Here is a 17,995-nt window from a genome sequence, read left to right as displayed (position 1 = left end):
CTGAGGAAACTGCATTCTATAATCTAGTAGATATACTGGCGGTATTTCCTGCTTTGCGAGACGTTTTCTTGAGTAAATTGTGCTGTTTCGTCAAAAAACGAAGATTACGTGCGGTCGGTCACATTTTTGTCAAGAAAATGACCAAAATGGACATAAAAAAGAAAACATGAAAGCGGGAAGAACTAGTATAATCGAAAAGTAGAATGCTGTCTGAACACGTCGAACCTATTGTCCTGTGGTGATAACAGGAAGAGTGCAACGTGTCTTCCGCAGCACAAAAGGAAATTTCACAGATAGGAGGAGGACAAGTGGGACTGAGTAACTTTTATCTTCCAGAAGCCCTGACCGGAACGGCGAAAGACATCGACGGTCTGTTTGGGATGATCGTCTGGATTGCTCTCGTTATGTTCATCTTGGTAGAAGCGCTCTTGGTTATCTTCCTTATTCGGTACAAGAGAAAACATCCGGATAAGCACGGTAAGGCGATCGATGGCAATACCAAGGCTGAAGTCATTTGGACATTGATTCCCGCATTGATTTTGGTGTTTATCGGGATTTACTCCACCAGTATGGTTTACACCATTCAAGAGCCGCCGGAAAATGTTTACGAAATTAAGGTAACCGGTATGAAATGGGCATGGGAATTCGAATATCCGAACGGTGCGAAATCGTTTAACGACCTGCGCATCCCGGAAGGCGAGAATGTCCTTTTCAAAATCTACTCCAAAGACGTTATCCACTCGTTCTGGATTCCGGAATTCCGTATCAAGCAAGACGCGGTTCCGGGCCGTGAGACGCGTTTCTGGGTAAACGCTGACCAGCTCAGTGGTGGGGAGAACAAATACGAAAAACGCGTCATCTGCGCCGAATACTGCGGTAATCAGCACTCATTGATGCTGGCTGACCTGCAGATCATGCCGGCGAAAGAGTTCACCGCATGGGTAGACGCAGAATTGACCCGTCCGAAGACTGACGCGCAATATGTCGTTCAAGCGAACGGTTGCACCTCTTGCCACACTATCGATGGCGGCAAGTCGGCAGGCCCGACCTGGAAAGGTCTCTTCGGCAAAAAACAAATCGTAAACGGCCAAGAAGTTACGGTCGACGAAAAATACCTGGAAGAAGCGATTGTCCAACCGGATGCAAAAACTCCGGAAGGCTATAGCACTGGTATGATGCCTGCGTTCCAAATGGAACCGGAGGCAATTAAAAATGTTGTCGAGTATATCAAGTCTCTTCAATAACACTATCTGAAAAACGATGGGGGTGGAAACGTTGGCAGCGACGGGAGATGTTAAGCGCAAGTCTTTCTTCCGCGATTGGATTCTAACCGTTGACCACAAGAAGATCGGGATTATGTACGCCCTCACCTCGATTATCTTCTTCTTCTTTGGCGGTCTGGCGGCGATCCTGATCCGCACGCAGCTCGCATTGCCTGATACTCAGGTACTCGAGCCGCAGCAATTCAACCAAGCGTTCACCGTGCACGGTACCATCATGATCTTCCTTTGGATCATTCCGATGCTCACTGGTGCCTTTGGTAACTATCTCGTACCGATCATGATCGGTGCACACGATATGGCGTTCCCGAGAATGAACGCACTGTCTTTCTGGCTGTTCCTGCTGGGCGGTCTGGTTCTTTTCGTCAGCTTCTTCGTTGGAGCTGTTCCGGACGTAGGTTGGACGGCGTATCCGCCGTATTCGATCGAGTCACAAGGAGCTGGGCTTGACTTCTGGATCACATCGGTGCATATCTTGGGTCTGTCCTCGATCCTCGCAGCGATCAACTTTATCGTCTCCACTTGGAACATGCGTACTGAAGGCATGACCTTCAACCGCATGCCGCTGTTTGTGTGGGCGAACTTGGTAACTTCTTTCATCCAGCTGTTCGGTACTCCGGCACTGGCAGGTGCGGTTACCACCTTGCTTCTCGACCGTCACTTTGGCACGGTCTTCTACAATGTACAGGCGGGCGGGGACCCGATGTTGTATCAACATCTGTTCTGGTTCTACTCTCACCCGGCCGTATACGTCATGATCATCCCGGCGATGGGTATCGTCTCCGAAATCCTGCCGGTCTTCGCACGTAAGCCGATCTTCGGTTACAAAGCGATTGCATATTCTTCTATTATGATCGGTCTGCTCGGCTTCATGGTTTGGGCGCATCACATGTTCGTAGCAGGTATGCAAATGACCGAGGGGATTCCGTTCATGATCACTTCCATGATCATCGCGGTTCCGACCTCGATCAAGATCTTCAACTGGCTGGCAACCCTCTGGGGCGGTCAGATCAAGTATACGACTCCGATGCTGTTCGTTTCCTTGGGCTTCCTTGGTCTGTTCACCATCGGTGGTCTCTCGGGTATCATGCTGGGTGCAGTTCCGCTTGACCTTCACCTGCACGACACCTACTTCGTTGTCGCTCACTTCCATTACGTCGTCTTCGGCGGTTCGATGACCGCGATCATGGCGGGTATGTTCTTCTGGTTCCCGAAAGTGACCGGTCGTATGTACCATGAGAAGTTTGGACAAGTCGCGTTCTGGATGTACTTCATCGGTACGAACTTGACCTTCTTCCCGATGCACTTCATCGGTATGGCTGGTATGCCGCGCCGCGTATTCTTCTATCAGCCGGAACTGACCACGCTGAACCAAGTGGCAACCATCGGTTCCTTCGTCATCGGGATCGCGTCGCTCCTGTTGATCGCAAACTTGGTGCATGCGATTTTCAAAGGCCAAAAAGCGGTTCAAAACCCGTGGGGTGCACAAACCCTCGAGTGGACCAACGCTTCTTCGCCGCCGACCGAGTTCAACTTTGAAGAGATGCCGGTTGTTACTTCCGACCCGTATCAATTCGGTGAGAAAAAGGACGGTAAAACGCTCGATGACGACGGTGTCACCGCCTAACTCATCTTGTGAAACAGCCGTTACTAGCGGTGGAATACTGGCAGCTCGCGGAAGGGGTCGTCATGGTGGTCAACTGTCGTTTTGATCAGTCGCACTTGTCAATGATAGACCGGGATCGGAGCCTGGCCAGTTGTTCCCCGCTTGCTGACACAAACGTGTAAGCAAGTCGCATCGATTCCTGTTCGGTATTCAAGATCAGGAAGTGGGTCCTGGTCGTTCCGGCTCCTTCTGGTCATCTTCAACAGAGAGATCTCATGAAACATTGCTGGGAGGGGAACTATTTGGAACAGACTGTACAATCTACTTCGACCGCTTCTCGCGTCTCGAATCCGGTCATGGAACCGGGTCCGTTGTCGGAATCACCGACTGGCACCTGGCGTGACTTTGTAACGGTAACGAAAATCGGAATTACGTTGGCCAACATGATGACCGTCTTTGCAGGTCTTTGGCTTGCCTCGAACGGTCAAGCAGCTGGCGCTACGATCTTCTACGCACTGATCGGTACCGCGCTTGTGATCATGGCGGGTACTTGCTTGAATAACTATATCGACCGTGACTTGGACAAAAACATGGAGCGCACGTCGAAGCGTGCGTTGCCGAGCGGCCGCTTGAACGCAACACACGTTCTCTGGCTGGGCGTGGCGTTCGCAGTGGTCGGCACGTTGATCTTGACGTTTTTCGTCAATCCGCTTACGGCGTTCCTTGGTTTGATCGGTCTGTTCGATTACGTTGTCGTCTATACGATGTGGCTGAAGCGCACATCTACCACCTCTACGATCTGGGGCGGCGTCTCCGGCGCTGTGCCGATCGTGATGGGTTGGACGGCAGCTACGGGCAACATGGATTTTGGCGCTTGGGTGCTCTTCCTGTGGATGTTCCTCTGGCAGCCGCCGCACTTCTTGGCGCTGGCGATTCGCCGGGCGGAAGATTACGGGAAAGCGGGCATTCCGCTGCTTCCGGTTGTAAAAGGTTTTGAAGTGACGAAGCGTCACATGATTCGTTATGTGGCTGCGATGGTTCCCGTTTCGTTCTTGATGTATCTGGTTCCGAATGTTGGCTACACCTACCTGATCACTTCGCTCGTGCTCGGTTTCGGCTGGCTGGTGTTGTCTTGCGTCGGTTTCGTAGTGAAAGATACGATCAAATGGGCTCGCATTTCGTTTGTTTACTCGCTGATCTACCTCACGGTGCTTAGCATCGTGATGATCGTAGAACCGTACCTGTAATCTTGAAGAAAAGGAGGAACGAAGATGTCTGCACATCACGCTCCCGATTGGGTGCCGCATCGCGAAGGCACAGGCATTAAAGACAACGGGATCTTTGCTACTTGGCTGAGCCTGATCTCCTTCACGTTTTTTCTCGCAACGTTTGTTGCGGCAAACGTGTATCTGCGCGGCTGGGCACCGGATAAGTTTACCGTAGACTTCGGACCTAATGCAGATCTCCCGGCGATCACGACGATTATTCTGCTGGTTGCAGGTCTCCTGCTGTTGCTGGCGGCTAGCTTCTTCCGTTCGAAAGCGATGGGCAAGTTCAACATTATGATGGTCTTGTCCACCCTTGCGATCACCGCGTATGCTGTTATGCAAATTTGGCTGTTGTTCTACACCCATGAACAAGGCGAACATGCTTGGACGACCCACATGGGGATCTACTTCCTGCAACTCGCCCTGTCGCTCGTCTGCATCGGCTTCATGATGGCAATCGGTAAATACTACAGCGAACGCAACATCAAAGCGCTGAACCGTCTGGTTCCGGCTGCACTGTCTGTGTTTCTGTACACTGTTGCAACCGGCGTCCTCACGCTGGTCCTCACCGACATGATCTCCGTGGGCGAGTTCGCAGAATGGTGCGGTACTCGTATCATGGAACTCGTTCAGTAACAAGGGGGTTAACCGAAATGGCTCTGCTCGGATTTGCTGCTGGTGCGTTCGTATTCGTAGCGTTGCTCTGTGGAATTTTTTATTACACTGGCTCCTTTACGCAAAAGAACTAAGCAGCACACAGGGAAAACGCCTCTTCTCACTTGAGAAGAGGCGTTTCTGCATTTAAATAAGAAGTTACGTATGGCACAGGCCAGGATTTCTAGAAACTGAATAATTGAACTTTTGTAAAAACACTTCCAATTTGTGTATGGCGGCAGTATATTTGAGAGAAATCTTTTTGTAGGGGGGAACTACTTATGACGATGTTTAAGCAGACGATAGCTCTGTTCCAGCCCTATAAATGGCGACTGTTGCTGGTTCTTTTGTATGCGATACTGGGAGGCGCTTTTGCGACGCTTCCGCCGATCTTGCTGGGGAAACTGGTCGATGTTGTGCTGCCTGGAGTGTTGACCCATGTTATCGGATGGTTGGTTGCCAGCGTGTTTTTCGCTTTTTTGGGCAAAGTAATATTTGAATCTTTGCAAGAGTTTGTACAAGTTAAAATCGGTCTTGATATTATTACTGATTTGCAGTTGCACGCTTTTCGTAAGCTCCACCGTGCTCCGATGTCGATGTTTGCCACCACGCCTCGCGGGGACATCCTGTTTCGGTTGACGCACGATGTGGAAGCGATCCAAAATTTAAACTCAACGGTCATCCCGCGCTTTTTACAGCAAATGTTGGGGGCGATCGCAGCGTTTGTGGCGGTGATCGCGATCTATTGGCCAGCGGCCTTGATCATGCTGTGCGTGTTTGTGATCTATCTTGGCCCGTCCTATCTGCTTGGGCGCAAGGTGCGCAAACTGAGCGAGGTGCAACGCGACATGCTCGCCGATCTCTATGCGCACATGCAGGAGAGCATCGAGTCGATTCGTCTCGTGCGCTCGTTCGTGACGGAGGAAGAGGAGACAAACACGCAGACGGTGAAGCTGAACGCGTGGAAGAAGTTTGCGATCTACGCGGCGTTGATCAGCAAAGTCAACTGGCGCTTGGGGCAAATGATGCAGATCGCATCACCGGGCATTGTGATGTTGGTCGGCGGTTTTGCCGTCTGGCAAGAGGACATCACAGTCGGGACCTTGGTCGCGTGCATCGGGTTTATTCCGGCGATGTTCAATCCGATTCGCGCACTTGCTGAAAATGCCTTGCTGATTCAACAGGCGATTCCGGCTTTGCACCGCATTTATGAATACTTAGATCTACCGGAAGAACAGGCGGCAGGCTTGCCTGTGGTTGGCACGGTGCGCGGTGATCTGGAAATGGAGAACATTTGGTTCACCTATCCGGGCACAGAAGAACCGGTGCTGCGCGGCGTGACGCTTGAAGTGCAAGCCGGACAGCATATCGGCATCGTCGGCGCTTCGGGCGGTGGGAAGAGCACGTTGATTCAATTGCTACTCGGCCTGTACTCACCGGAGCAGGGGACGGTGCGCGTCGATGGCAAGGACATGATGACTCATGATCGCAACTCGTTCCGTCAGCAAGTGGGTGTGGTGTCACAGGAGACCTTTTTGCTGAACAGCACGTTGCGTCAAAATTTGCTGTACGCATGTCCCGATGCGTCGCAAGCGGAATTGGATGCGGCGGTGCAGGCTTCTGGATTGTCTGAGTTTCTTGAGGGTTTGGAAGCAGGTTATGAGACGGTCGTCGGTGAACGCGGGTTGAAATTATCCGGTGGGCAACGACAACGGGTCGCGCTCGCTCGGGCGATTTTGCGCCATCCTCCGGTGCTGATCTTTGACGAAGCGACCTCCTCGCTGGACGGGGCGACAGAAGAGCGTGTACAGGAGTCGTTGGAGCAGTTGATGCCAGGTAGGACGACGATCACGATCGCTCATCGTCTGGTCACGGTGCGCGAGGCCGATCAGATTCTTGTGCTCGATCGTGGCGTGGTCGCCGAGCGCGGCACGCATGAAGAGCTCTTAAAACTGCAAGGGCAGTATTACCGGCTCTATATGGCGCAGTACAGCGAACTGGAGAAGGAGGGGGCCGTATGAGTCAGACAGCGACGAAAAAGTTGAGCGATGGCAAACGGGTGTTAGCCTTTTTGCGGCCCTACACCAAATGGGTGGCAGCCGACTCGTTTGTGATTGCGATCAGCCAGGTCTGCGGCGACTTGATTCCGGCGCTTGCGATGACTTGGCTGGTCGATTCCATTCTGCCCGATCAGGGGAATGGCAACCTGCTCTGGGGGTTGGCGATCCTGCTGGTGATCGCGGCGGTGCTCGACTTGGTCTTCATGGTCATCGACGAGTATTTTTGTCATTATGTCGCCAAAGGCGTGACGATCCAGCAGAAATTGAAACTGTTTCGCCATCTGCAAAAGCTTCCGTTCAGCTTCTACCACCGCAACCAATCGGGCGAATTGCTGGCCCGCGTCTCCGATGATCCCGATACGCTCCACAATTTCTTAGCCTGGGAAGGTTCGTCCTTGATGGCTTCGGTGCAAGGCGTGGTGATCTACTCGGCGGTGCTGGCGTGGATCAACCCGCTGTTGATGGTGACGTCTTTGGTGTTAGGCGTGATCTTCTATTACGGCTCGAATCTGGTCGGGGCTAGAACGCGAACCGCCTCCGCCGATGCCAGACGGGAAGCGTCGAGCTATCTGGAGCGGCTGCGCGAATCGGTGACGGGGATTCATCTGTCACGCGTGCTCGGCGTGGCAGAGTCGGAGATCGAGTCGGTCGCCGTGATTCGCAAGCGCTTTATCCAAGCAAGCCACCGCGAACTGAAAGCACGGATGCAGTCCTATGTGGTGATCGGCTCGTTTAATGGCGTGGCGATCGGCGTCGTCTACGCGATCTCGGCGTGGCTGATCTGGAATGACAACTTGACGCAAGGTGAGATGCTGGCGGCCGCGACGTTGGTCGGGGTGGCGGCGAACCAGTTGCAACGCATGCTGCGTCACTGGCTGTCGGTGCGTCGCACAGGGCCTGCGCTCGACCGTTCGGAGATCTTGCTGTCCGAACAGACGTCACCTGCCGAAACGGAACAAGGTCTGATTTTGCCTGAGGTGCAAGGGGACCTGCTGCTCGAAGGGGTCGCTTTTGCCTATCCGGGCAAAACGGATCGCGTGTTGAAGGAGCTGTCCTTTGCGATCCAGCGCGGTGAAGCGGTGGCGCTGGTCGGGCCGAGCGGTTCGGGCAAATCGACGGTGGTCGATCTGCTGTTGCGGCTGTATGAGCCGGACGCGGGGCAACTCTACCTCGACGGCCAACCGCTAAGCGATCTGGATGCACGCTGGCTCCGCAAACAGGTTGCGGTCGTGTCTCAGGATGTACAACTGCGCAACGGGACGCTGGCCGACAACCTGCGGCTTGGCAATCGGAATGCCAGCGATGAGACGCTGTTGCAGGCGATTCGGGACAGCGGCTTGCAGGAGTTTTATGACGCTCTGCCCAATGGGCTGAACTCACCGGTCGGTGAGCGCGGCAACTTGCTGTCTGGTGGTCAGAAGCAACGCTTGTCGCTGGCTCGTGCGCTGGTTGCGGACGCACCGCTGTTGGTGCTCGATGAGGCCAGTTCGGCGCTTGACCCGATCACCGAAGTGCTGGTCAACGAAGCGATCACCAAACGTCGCCGCAAGCAGACGGTGCTGGTCATCGCACACCGTCTGTCCACCGTGTTGACCGCTGACCGGATCGTGGTGCTGGAGAACGGCTGTGTGGTCGAAACGGGCACACATGAAGCTCTGCTGCAACAAGATGGCGTCTATGCGCGCCTGTTCAAACGGGAAGCGGAGATCGGCGAGAATTTGGCTGTATAAGAGAGGAAAAAGGCCGCCCGAATGGGGCGGCTTTTTTTTATTGGGCAGATTGGTAGCAAATAAGTAGTCAGTTATCATTTGTCTTCTGCTATACTTATAGTCTAAGTTTGTTTAGTTACTTGTGAGTTTGAAAGAGGTGGTCTGACAGATGACCGAAGTGCTGGCAATCTGGAAGGCGCTTTTCATCGCAGGCGTGCTGGGCTATCTGATCGGCACGGCAGCGTTTGGCCTGCTACCATTCCGAAGAAATCGCATGAAGCGCAAGATTTTTACCTCGGAGCATGTGGGGTTCGCGTCAGATGTGAACACGGAGTTGGTCGGCTATCGCATCGGCAAAAACTATTGGGGAGTCGTCCTTTGGACGATCGCGTTTCTCGCGTTTTTGCTGATCGGGGTGGAGAGCGAACTTTTGGTGATTGGTTGTTTCGTATATATGGGGGCGCTGACTTGTTACTATCATCGCGGTCGCCCGTTTCAAAACGTGCAGAGCTATCTGTTGACCGATCGCGGCGTCTGGCTGTTTCCTGAAAATTTAGGTCGGCCGTTTTGGAAACAGGGTCCCGCGCTGTTCACAGCTTGGGACGAGATCATCGGGTACAAGATCGATGGGAGCTTCATCCAGTTTTCAGGTGAAGGCGACGCTGTGGCGCAGGTCGAATACCGGGCGGCCGACTATGTGCGGGTCAAAGAGGCGTTATATGAACTGGGCGTGGACCGCTTGGAGTTGACCGACCGATTGTGGTCGGCGCAGGTCGATGAGGAGCGTTTCTACGCGGCAGAAGATGAAGTCAACGACTTAGGCTGGGATCTGCTCGACCTGTTCCATGATGAACTGCAGCTCATGAACTTGCGGCCCGAGTTCGGCGTGATGCGCAACATGCCTGGCGACCGTCTCTTCGATGAACAGGCTCGTTCGTGGTTGCAGTTGAATCTGATCGATGGCGACTCCGGCGAACGAATCGTCGGCGGTGTCTTCCCGCTGTGGCATTCGACAGGCAGTGTCGGGTATCTGCTCGGCACAAGCGGGCAGGAGTTGATCGACCGCTTGCAGGAGTGGATCAAAATGACGATGCGCGACGCACAGAAGGCGAGAGAGGTGGTCGTGTCATGATGACGGGGTTTGTGATTGCCTTCGCGATCTGGCTGGCGCTGTACGGACTAAATGTGCCAGTGCGGGCCTATCTGATTTCTCGCCACCGTGCACGGTACGAAGTCTTGCAACGCGTGGATGTGGACAATGGAGCTGTGGAAAAGCTGACCTTTCAAAAGATGGTCGTGCCGTTTGTCATCGTGTTTGTCGTCATCGGCGTCGTGCGGGTGATCACGCGAGAGAACATCGTCTCATTCAACGATGTCGAGCAGCTGGTTGGCGGCATGCTGATCGGGCTGGTCGTGGTGATGGTGCTGTGGCCGTTTTATCTCAAAAGCAACACGCGGCGCAAGGAAGTGGTGCTGTTCGACCGCGATGGTGTGACGATGTTTGCACCGCGCTATGGACTGCTGTCCCAAGGAGCGTTTCAGACGCGGATCGAGTGGAAGGACTGCTTTGGCTATTCGGTGTTTCGCGGGCATGTCATGTTCGCTCTGCGCCCGATCGGGCATGTGGAACAGCTGTACGGAGAGCATCGCGATCTGATGCAAGCTACGCTCAACTCGCTCGGTATCCCGAAGCTCAACGCCTACGATGTGATTCATGTCAACGAAGTGCCGACAGAGGTGTTGCGGACGGCCGAACAGCAGATTCAAGCGGTCGCCCAAGATGTTGCAGTCAGTTACCGAACGGAGCTAGCTTCGGAAGGCATTTCGATTGAGATCGAGCTTTTGGATACGATCGAGGAGACGGCCGAACAAGGGCCGGATGCCCATTCGTTTGTGCGCTTCCGACTGCTAGAAGCGGAGAAAAAACCGAAGCAGTTGGACTGGCTGATCTGGGCGCGCTACGAAGATACATTGGAATTGTTGTCGCTTCCAGCGCATCAATATTACGAAGAACTGGATGGCCGTGTACAGTCCTTGATCGACACGCGGATGCGCGAACTTGGTGTTGAGCAGAAACAAATGATCTTGCAATAGTCTTTTTTAACCAGTCAAGTATGTGCAACGCGACATTGCTATTCACACGACTTTAGCTAACGGGTCGAAAGTTGTGCAACATGAGACGAAAGAAACGATTGCCTCCGCTTCAGCCTCGCTCGAGCGCAGTCATACGGCAGTCGGTCAGAAAATAGATGTCGATGTCTAGCCCAGTTTGGCAGGCACCTCCGCAACATGGAGGTGCCTTTTTTCGTGCATACTACGGAGAACTGAGGCGCAAGGGTGGTGGTGACGATCGACTGGATCATTGTACTTGGTTTGGGTGTGCTGCAAGTTGTTTTGGTCGGGGCGGTAATCTTTTTGGAAAACCGCAACCCGGGGAAAACGATTTCCTGGTTGATCGTTCTCACGGTGCTTCCGATTCTCGGATTTGTGCTGTATTTGTTGCTCGGGCGCAATGTACAAAAGCGCAGAATGTTTCGCCACAAGCATCTCAAGGGCAATCGTTTGGAGTCGATCGTGGAACAGCAACTGCAACAGTTGAGTGAAGAGGAGCTGTTGCCAGGCTACGGGATGGAGCAGAAAAAGCGGCTGGTGCGCCTGTCGTTAAACAACTCGTTGTCCCCGCTGACGAGCAACAATCGCTTTACGGTATTGACCGACGGTCAGCAGAAGTTTAAGGAACTTTTTGCCGAGTTGGAGCGAGCCGAAGATCATATACACTTGATGTATTACATCTTTCGAGATGATGAGATCGGTCAGGATACACGCAAACTGTTGATACGCAAACGACAGGAAGGCGTCGAGGTGCGGGTGATGGTGGACGGGTTGGGTTCGCATAAAACGCCCAAGGCGTTTTTTCAGGAGATGGAGCGTGCGGGGATCGAGGTGGCGGTCTTTTTCCCCTTGAAGTTTCCCTTTTTGACGAACCGATTGAACTTCCGCAATCATCGCAAAATCGTGGTCATCGATGGGAAGGTTGGATTTCTTGGCGGGATGAACATCGGGGATGAGTACCTGTCGCGGGACCAGAAACTTGGATTCTGGCGGGATACGCATCTTGCAGTGCACGGGGACAGTGTGCAGATGTTACAGCGGGCGTTTTTAAATGACTGGTTTTTTGTGACGAGAAAGCCAATCAACGCTCCAAAGTATTACCCAAAGCCAGAGCAGGCTGGAACGATGCTGGTGCAGATCGTGCCAAGCGGCCCGGATGCGGAGTTTGATTCGATTCGGCAGATGTTTTTTACGGCGTGCGCGACGGCAGAAAAGCGGATTTATTTGCAGACGGCCTATTTTATTCCCGATGACAGCATCATCATGGCGCTGAAGATGGCGGCGCTGAGCGGAGTGGATGTCAAACTGATCGTGCAGGGCGTGCCAGAGTATCGCCTGACCTATTGGGCATCGCGGTCTTATTTTACCGAGCTGCTCAGTGCCGGGGTCAAATTGTATCTGTACCAAAAAGGAATCTTGCATACGAAAGTGTTATTGGTCGATGATGAGGTTGGCTGTTTGGGGTCGGCCAATTTTGATATACGAAGCTTTTTGTTGAATTTTGAGATCGGGGCCTTTTTGTACAATCACGAGTTTGTGGAGCGGTTGACGAAAGACTTTGTGCAGGACTTGCAAGATAGTGTACAGGTGGAGCAGGAAGTATACTTCAACCGACCGTTGAAGGATCGGTTGCGCGAGTCGGGCGCGCGGTTGCTGTCGCCGATTTTGTAAAAGCCCAAATTGCATAGTTGATGAACCTTTGCCTAGACGCTGTAATACTTTGGAATGGGAGTGGCGGAGAATTGACAACAACCTTCCGAGGAGGTCTAGGGTTTGAACAGAGAGGAACAACAGCTTGTTGCGTATGAGCAATTGGCTCGTGAGGTTGAAAAGTTGGTTCATTTGGTGCAGGAGAGCCAGCAAAACCAGTATGACTTTATGCAGGAAGCGTGCCGCTTGCTACAAGAGCAGCATGAGGATGTAAGCTCCTTGATCACGCGTGCCGGTACGCAAGATCAGTTGCAAGGGATGCTTGATGAAGTGCTGAAGCAGTTGAACACCCAGTTTCAAGGACAGATGATGACGCCAGGCCATCTCGGCGCTGGTGATGCAAATAAGAGTCAAAAGCCGAGCGGAATGATCCCGCAAGGAGGGGTATACCAGCCGAGTGGAACGATGCCGCAAGGAGGGGTATACCAGCCGAGTGGAACGATGCCGCAAGGAGGAGTGTATCAGCCGAGCGGAACGTTGCCACAAGGAGGGGGATACCAGCCGAGTGGAACGTTGCCACAAGGAGGAGTGTATCAGCCAAGCGGAACGTTGCCACAAGGAGGGGTATACCAGCCGAGTGGAACGTTGCCACAAGGAGGAGTGTATCAGCCGAGCGGAACGTTGCCACAAGGAGGAGTGCTATACCAGCCGAGTGGAACGATCCCACAAGGTGGGGTGCTATATCAGCCGAGTGGAACGATCCCGCAAGGAGGAGTGTACCAGCCGAGCGGAACGATGCCACTAGGAGGCGTGTACCAGCCGAGCAGCTCGCTCCCGCAAAGCGGGGTCATCACGGAGGCTGTGCCGATGATGACCGGGGATGGTGATGTGATTCCGATTCCGCTCGTGGAACAAGGAATCCCGGTCGCGGAACTGGTGGATATCGAGGCGGTCCCCGTCGTCAAACCGGCCACCCCTCCGGTCGCCAAGGCCCGCGTCCGCTTTTTCCACGCCTCACCCGATACCCCTGGCGTCGATATTGTCGTCGATGGCAAAAAGGTGGCGGAAGACGTCGATTTTGAAGGAATCAGCAACTATTTTCCCCTGACACCGGGACGGCACCGCGTGCAGGTTTTTCCCTATGGCAAACAGGTGGGGGCCCTGATCGATACCACCTTCAATGCCAAACCGAATCAATCCTATTCGATCGTGATCGCCGACTATTTTAAAAATGTCCGCCCGATTATCATTGAGGATGAGCCGAAGAAAACCAAACCGGGTTTTGCCCGAGTCAAATTTGTCCACCTCTCTCCGAACACTCCGGCGGTCGATGTCGGGCTGGTCTCCGGAAAAGTGTTGATCGGGCATTTGACCTACAAAGAAAAATCGCCGTATCTCCAAGTCGCCCCTGGCCGCCGCGATCTCGAGCTGCGTCTGGCAGGCAAGAAGGATGTGGTCCTGCGCCTGCCAAAAATGCGTTTCGACCCGAATATCACCTACACGATCTACATCGTCGGCCTGCGCGGTGGCCAACCGCCGCTTGCCATCGAAATGATTCCGGAAGCATGACTTGTCCGCCCAATATGTCAGAGAAGTCCTTTCTTTTTCGAGCGAAAGGGCTTCTTTTTTATCGAGAAAAAGGGAATCCTGCATAAGGTAGAGAAAATGCATGGATGCAGATCACTGTCGGACAAGAAAGGAAGAGACTACGATGATCCAACAACCATTTGGCCGCACAGGCTGGCAGGTGCCACTGCTCAGCTTTGGCGCACAGCGTATCGTCGATGAACACCACTGCACGGAAGAGGCGGCGATCGATATTGTCAACACCGCCATCGATCGTGGCATTACATATTTTGATACCGCGCCGAGTTACTCCGATGGGCAATCGGAATACCGACTTGGTTTGGCCTTGCAAGACAGACGCCAGCAAGTGAAGATCGCGACCAAGACGCACGACCGCACCCGCGATGGCTCATGGCGACTGCTCGAAGCGAGCTTACAGCGCCTGCAGACCGATTATGTCGATGAATGGCGGCTGCACAACATGGTCACTTTTGAAGAACTCGATCGCTGTTTTGCTGAAGACGGTGCCGTCAAAGCCCTGCTGGAAGCGCAGGAGCAGGGTCTGGTCAAAAAGCTCTCCATCTCCGGCCACACCAATCCGCAGGTGTTGGTCGAAGCGATCCGCCGCTTCGATTTTGACAGTGCCTTGATCGCCCTGTCAGCGCTCGATCATCATATCTATTCCTTTGCTCATGAGTTTGTGCCGTTGGCACGGGAAAAAGGCATGGGCATCATCGGCATGAAGGTGATGGCGCTAGGCAAATTGGGCAACTGGTATGAGCAGGCGCTCCGCTATACGTTGTCACTTCCGATCTCGACGTCGATCGTCGGTATGGAGTCGATGGAGCAGTTGGAGAAAAACCTCGCCATCGCGGAGAACTTCAAACCGATGACCGAGCAGGAACTTTTGGAGTTCTGGAAGGAGATCATGCATCTGGCCACGCCGCAGACTTTGCCGTGGAAGGCTGCTTCGTGGGGCGGCGATTCGTGGTATCAGCGGGCCCTATAGTCATCAAAAAAAGCCAGCAGTCATCTGCTGGCTTTCCCCTGTTTGTCAATGGCGTCCACAGCCACCGGATGAGCAACTGCCACAGCCTCCGCTCGCACCATCGCCTGGCTCATCTCCCTTTTCAACGGGAAGCATGTTGTTGACCGAAGAGACGAGCGTGTGTAGAATGCCTTGGATCACATCGTTCAAGTCCTCCTGCGCCGTTTGCAGTTCGTCGATCAGTGGGATTTGGGCGATGTGTTCGAGCACGTCATCATACTCTTGCTTGACTTTGATCACCGCGGGATGATCGAACCCGTGGCGCAAGGAGAGCTGCGAATATTGGTTGCGCTTGGCTTTGACCACAAACAAAAGCGCTTGTGCGTCACCGTGGCGATTGATTTTATCTTCCGCTTGGCGGTAGCGTTTCATTTCCTCCGAGGATTTGAGCATGCTGACAATTTCCTCTGTCTTCATCAAAACGTCCGAAAGCGATGTATGTTGAACAGTATTCACTGGAACAAAACCTCCTTTGCTCTCGTTTCATTGTACTCCAAAACAGCTGCTTCTACATGGAAATATGCAAAAAAAGGCAGGGAAAAATTTTGGAACGATTACAAGTTGAACTCCAGCAGTACGCCGACGAACTGTCCGCACATCTGTCTGGCCCCTATCAAGCACAGGACTATTACGATTTTCTTCGCAACCTCATGGACGCCACCATCCGTCATCACGGCCAGCAGACGGTCGCCCAGATGAGTGATGAGACGATTCTAAAGGTGATCAAGTCACAAGTCAGCGAACTGATCAAGCTCAAACGCATCAACAAACTGCTCAACAAGCTCGACCGCATCTAACAAAGACCCTTTCCAGTTGGAAAGGGTCTTTGTTCGTTACACCAAGCCGAAAAAGCGAACGGTTTGCGCTACGAGGAAACATACGCTAAGCGCGATCGAGGTCGGCAGTAAGATAGCGACCAGCGTCCATTTGGTGCTCTTGGTCTCTTTGGCGATCGTCCACATCGTCGTGCCGCACGGGTAGTGCAACAGGGAGAACAGCATCATGCACAGCGCGGTCAGCCACGTCCAGCCGTTGGAGAGAAACAGATTTTTCAACTCCACAAGCGAAGACATCTCCGTCATCGCTCCAGTTGAGAGGTAGCTCATGATCAAGATCGGCAGAACGATCTCATTGGCCGGAAGCCCAAGGATGAAGGCCATCAAAATATAGCCGTCCAGCCCGATCGCCTGCGCGAACGGATCGAGGAACAGAGCAGTATGTTGCAAAATGCTCGCATCGCCAACTTGGATGTTGGCGAGAATCCACGTCGCGATACCGGCCGGAGCAGCAACGATCACGGCGCGCTTCAACACGAACACGGTGCGGTCATACACCGAGCGGATCAGCAGTCGACCAAACTGCGGTTTGCGGTACGGTGGCAACTCCAAGGTGAAGTTGGACGGAATACCGCGCAGCATCGTCTTCGAGAGTAGCCACGATACGGACAAGGTCACAGAAATGCCGACCAGCACCAACCCGACGACCACCGCCGTCGCCACCAGTGAGCCATAGGCCAGCCCGATCGCGCCGCCCATAAACAGCGTGGCCAGCGTGATCAGCGTCGGAAAACGTCCGTTACAAGGAACGAAGTTGTTCGTGATAATCGCGATGGTCCGCTCGCGTGGCGACTCGATGATCCGGCAGGCTATCACACCAGCTGCATTGCAGCCAAAGCCCATGCTCATCGTCAGCGCTTGCTTGCCGTGCGCCCCCGCTTTTTTGAAAAAGCGGTCGAGGTTAAAGGCCACCCTGGGCAGATACCCAAAATCTTCTAAGATCGCAAACGCTGGGAAGAAGATCGCCATCGGTGGTAGCATGACCGACACCACCCACGCCGTTCCGCGGTAGAGCCCTTCGACCAACACACCATGCACCCAAGCGGGAGTGCCTAGCCAGAGGAAAAAGGTGGTCAGATACCCTTCGATCCAGAAGAAGAAATCGGCGAGCATACTCGATGGCAGGTTGGCTCCGGCGATCGTCAGATAAAAGACGGTGCCAAGCATCAGCATCATGATCGGGTAGCCGAGCCAGCGCGAGGTCAGCACATTGTCGAGCCTGCGGTCAAATTCATGCTGCGCTTTGTTTTCGGGCAGCATCACCGTCTGTGTGACGATCTCCTCCGTCCGGGCATAGATGTCGCTGACGATCTGGTCGCGCAGGTCGGTCGTGTCTTGTTGCTGGAGATTTTGCATCAAATTTTTTAATTGTTGGATCTGCCCTTGCTTCATGAGGGAATCACCACATCACCTGTGCTGAAGAGGCGCGGATGCTCCAAGGTGTACTGTTCAAGAGCTTGTAGCACCGATTCATCGCCATCGAGCAGGCGCAGCGCGACCCAACGCGAGCGAAGCACGCCGGAGACGAGCGGTTCGACCTGCGGGAGCAACGCGGTCACCGCCCGTTCAACCTGTTCCGAGTAGGTGGTGAGCTTCGGTGTCGGGGTCACATGACCGAGTGCAACTTTCCACAGCATCTCCTTGAGTTCGTTCAGTCCTTCGCCGCTTCGCGCCGTCATCGGGATGACAGGCACCCCGAGCTCCGCTTGGAGTTTCACGAAATCGATCGTGATGCCTTTGCGCTTCGCTTCGTCCATCAGATTGACTGCGACCACCACACGGTCGGTCACCTCCATTACTTGCAGCGCGAGATTTAAGTTGCGCTCCAGATTGGTCGCGTCGGTGACGACGAGCGTTGCGTGCGGGTTGGCAAAGCAGATGAAGTCGCGGGCGACCTGTTCGTCTGCCGATTGGGACAGCAGGGAATAGGTGCCTGGCAGATCGACCAAGGTGAAGCTATGTTCCTGATGACGGAAGCGCCCGATCGCGCTACCGACCGTCTTACCTGCCCAGTTGCCCGTGTGTTGGTTCATCCCGGTCAGAGCGTTGAAGACGGTGCTTTTGCCTGTGTTCGGGTTGCCAGCCAGCGCAATGACCAGTTCATCGGGGCTTGGCAATTCGATCGCAAACCGTTCTGTGCAGACTGCATGCGTGTCTCGAAAACTATGTTGTGACATGATTTCTATCCTCCTCCGCAACTATCAAA

The 17,995-nt window shown here is 53.7% G+C and carries 15 protein-coding genes; 12 read left to right on the top strand and 3 right to left on the bottom strand.

Annotation, left to right across the window (positions count from 1 at the left end; translation table 11 throughout):
• Positions 1-260 precede the first annotated feature (260 nt).
• The 11 genes from coxB (at position 261) to CIG75_RS16655 (ending at position 14,914) form a co-directional block, all read left to right on the top strand.
• A complete protein-coding gene (gene coxB / locus CIG75_RS16705) occupies positions 261-1,244 on the top strand; it encodes a cytochrome c oxidase subunit II (RefSeq protein ID WP_094237668.1) in 984 nt (327 codons plus the stop codon).
• A gap of 22 nt (positions 1,245-1,266) precedes the next feature.
• Complete coding sequence (gene ctaD, locus CIG75_RS16700) at positions 1,267-2,907, top strand: cytochrome c oxidase subunit I (RefSeq protein ID WP_407701266.1); 1,641 nt, start codon at positions 1,267-1,269, stop codon at positions 2,905-2,907.
• A 281-nt stretch (positions 2,908-3,188) separates the two neighbouring features.
• Positions 3,189-4,133: a heme o synthase gene (cyoE, locus tag CIG75_RS16695; protein ID WP_227874265.1), complete on the top strand. Its 945-nt coding sequence runs from the start codon at positions 3,189-3,191 to the stop codon at positions 4,131-4,133.
• Positions 4,134-4,157: 24 nt separating this feature from the next.
• On the top strand, positions 4,158-4,790 hold the full coding sequence (locus CIG75_RS16690) for a hypothetical protein (RefSeq protein WP_094237665.1): 633 nt from the start codon (positions 4,158-4,160) through the stop codon (positions 4,788-4,790).
• A 299-nt stretch (positions 4,791-5,089) separates the two neighbouring features.
• A complete protein-coding gene (locus tag CIG75_RS16685) occupies positions 5,090-6,829 on the top strand; it encodes an ABC transporter ATP-binding protein (RefSeq protein WP_094237664.1) in 1,740 nt (579 codons plus the stop codon).
• Entirely contained in the window at positions 6,826-8,598 is a 1,773-nt protein-coding gene (locus tag CIG75_RS16680; RefSeq protein WP_094237663.1) for an ABC transporter ATP-binding protein, read from the top strand. The genes CIG75_RS16685 and CIG75_RS16680 overlap by 4 nt, the downstream gene beginning before the upstream one ends.
• A 148-nt stretch (positions 8,599-8,746) precedes the next feature.
• On the top strand, positions 8,747-9,709 hold the full coding sequence (locus CIG75_RS16675) for a hypothetical protein (RefSeq protein ID WP_094237662.1): 963 nt from the start codon (positions 8,747-8,749) through the stop codon (positions 9,707-9,709).
• Entirely contained in the window at positions 9,706-10,671 is a 966-nt protein-coding gene (locus tag CIG75_RS16670) for a hypothetical protein (protein WP_094237661.1), read from the top strand. The genes CIG75_RS16675 and CIG75_RS16670 overlap by 4 nt, the downstream gene beginning before the upstream one ends.
• 243 nt (positions 10,672-10,914) lie before the next feature.
• Positions 10,915-12,360, top strand: coding sequence for a cardiolipin synthase (gene cls / locus CIG75_RS16665; RefSeq protein WP_227874264.1), 1,446 nt, complete (start codon positions 10,915-10,917; stop codon positions 12,358-12,360).
• Positions 12,361-12,462: 102 nt separating this feature from the next.
• On the top strand, positions 12,463-13,908 hold the full coding sequence (locus tag CIG75_RS16660) for a DUF4397 domain-containing protein (RefSeq protein ID WP_094237660.1): 1,446 nt from the start codon (positions 12,463-12,465) through the stop codon (positions 13,906-13,908).
• Positions 13,909-14,050: 142 nt separating this feature from the next.
• Positions 14,051-14,914, top strand: coding sequence for an aldo/keto reductase (locus tag CIG75_RS16655; protein ID WP_094237659.1), 864 nt, complete (start codon positions 14,051-14,053; stop codon positions 14,912-14,914).
• A gap of 45 nt (positions 14,915-14,959) precedes the next feature.
• On the opposite strand, the gene CIG75_RS16650 is transcribed toward CIG75_RS16655, so the two are convergent.
• A complete protein-coding gene (locus tag CIG75_RS16650) occupies positions 14,960-15,409 on the bottom strand; it encodes a YlbF/YmcA family competence regulator (protein ID WP_094237658.1) in 450 nt (149 codons plus the stop codon).
• 89 nt (positions 15,410-15,498) lie between these two features.
• Here CIG75_RS16650 and CIG75_RS16645 point away from each other — a divergent pair, with 89 nt between their 5' ends.
• A complete protein-coding gene (locus CIG75_RS16645; protein ID WP_094237657.1) occupies positions 15,499-15,750 on the top strand; it encodes a hypothetical protein in 252 nt (83 codons plus the stop codon).
• A gap of 36 nt (positions 15,751-15,786) precedes the next feature.
• Here CIG75_RS16645 and CIG75_RS16640 read toward each other — a convergent pair whose 3' ends face one another.
• Positions 15,787-17,181 carry a nucleoside recognition domain-containing protein gene (locus tag CIG75_RS16640; protein ID WP_094237656.1) on the bottom strand — a complete coding sequence of 465 codons (1,395 nt, stop codon included), beginning with the start codon at positions 17,179-17,181 and terminating at the stop codon, positions 15,787-15,789.
• Positions 17,178-17,966 carry a FeoB small GTPase domain-containing protein gene (locus CIG75_RS16635; RefSeq protein ID WP_094237655.1) on the bottom strand — a complete coding sequence of 263 codons (789 nt, stop codon included), beginning with the start codon at positions 17,964-17,966 and terminating at the stop codon, positions 17,178-17,180. Before CIG75_RS16635 ends, CIG75_RS16640 begins: the two co-directional genes overlap by 4 nt.
• Positions 17,967-17,995: the final 29 nt, after the last annotated feature.

Source organism: Tumebacillus algifaecis (assembly GCF_002243515.1).
GTDB classification, from domain to species: domain Bacteria; phylum Bacillota; class Bacilli; order Tumebacillales; family Tumebacillaceae; genus Tumebacillus_A; species Tumebacillus_A algifaecis.
The sequence above is the reverse complement of the archived record's forward strand: the minus strand, read 5'-3'. Positions and strand labels throughout refer to the sequence as shown.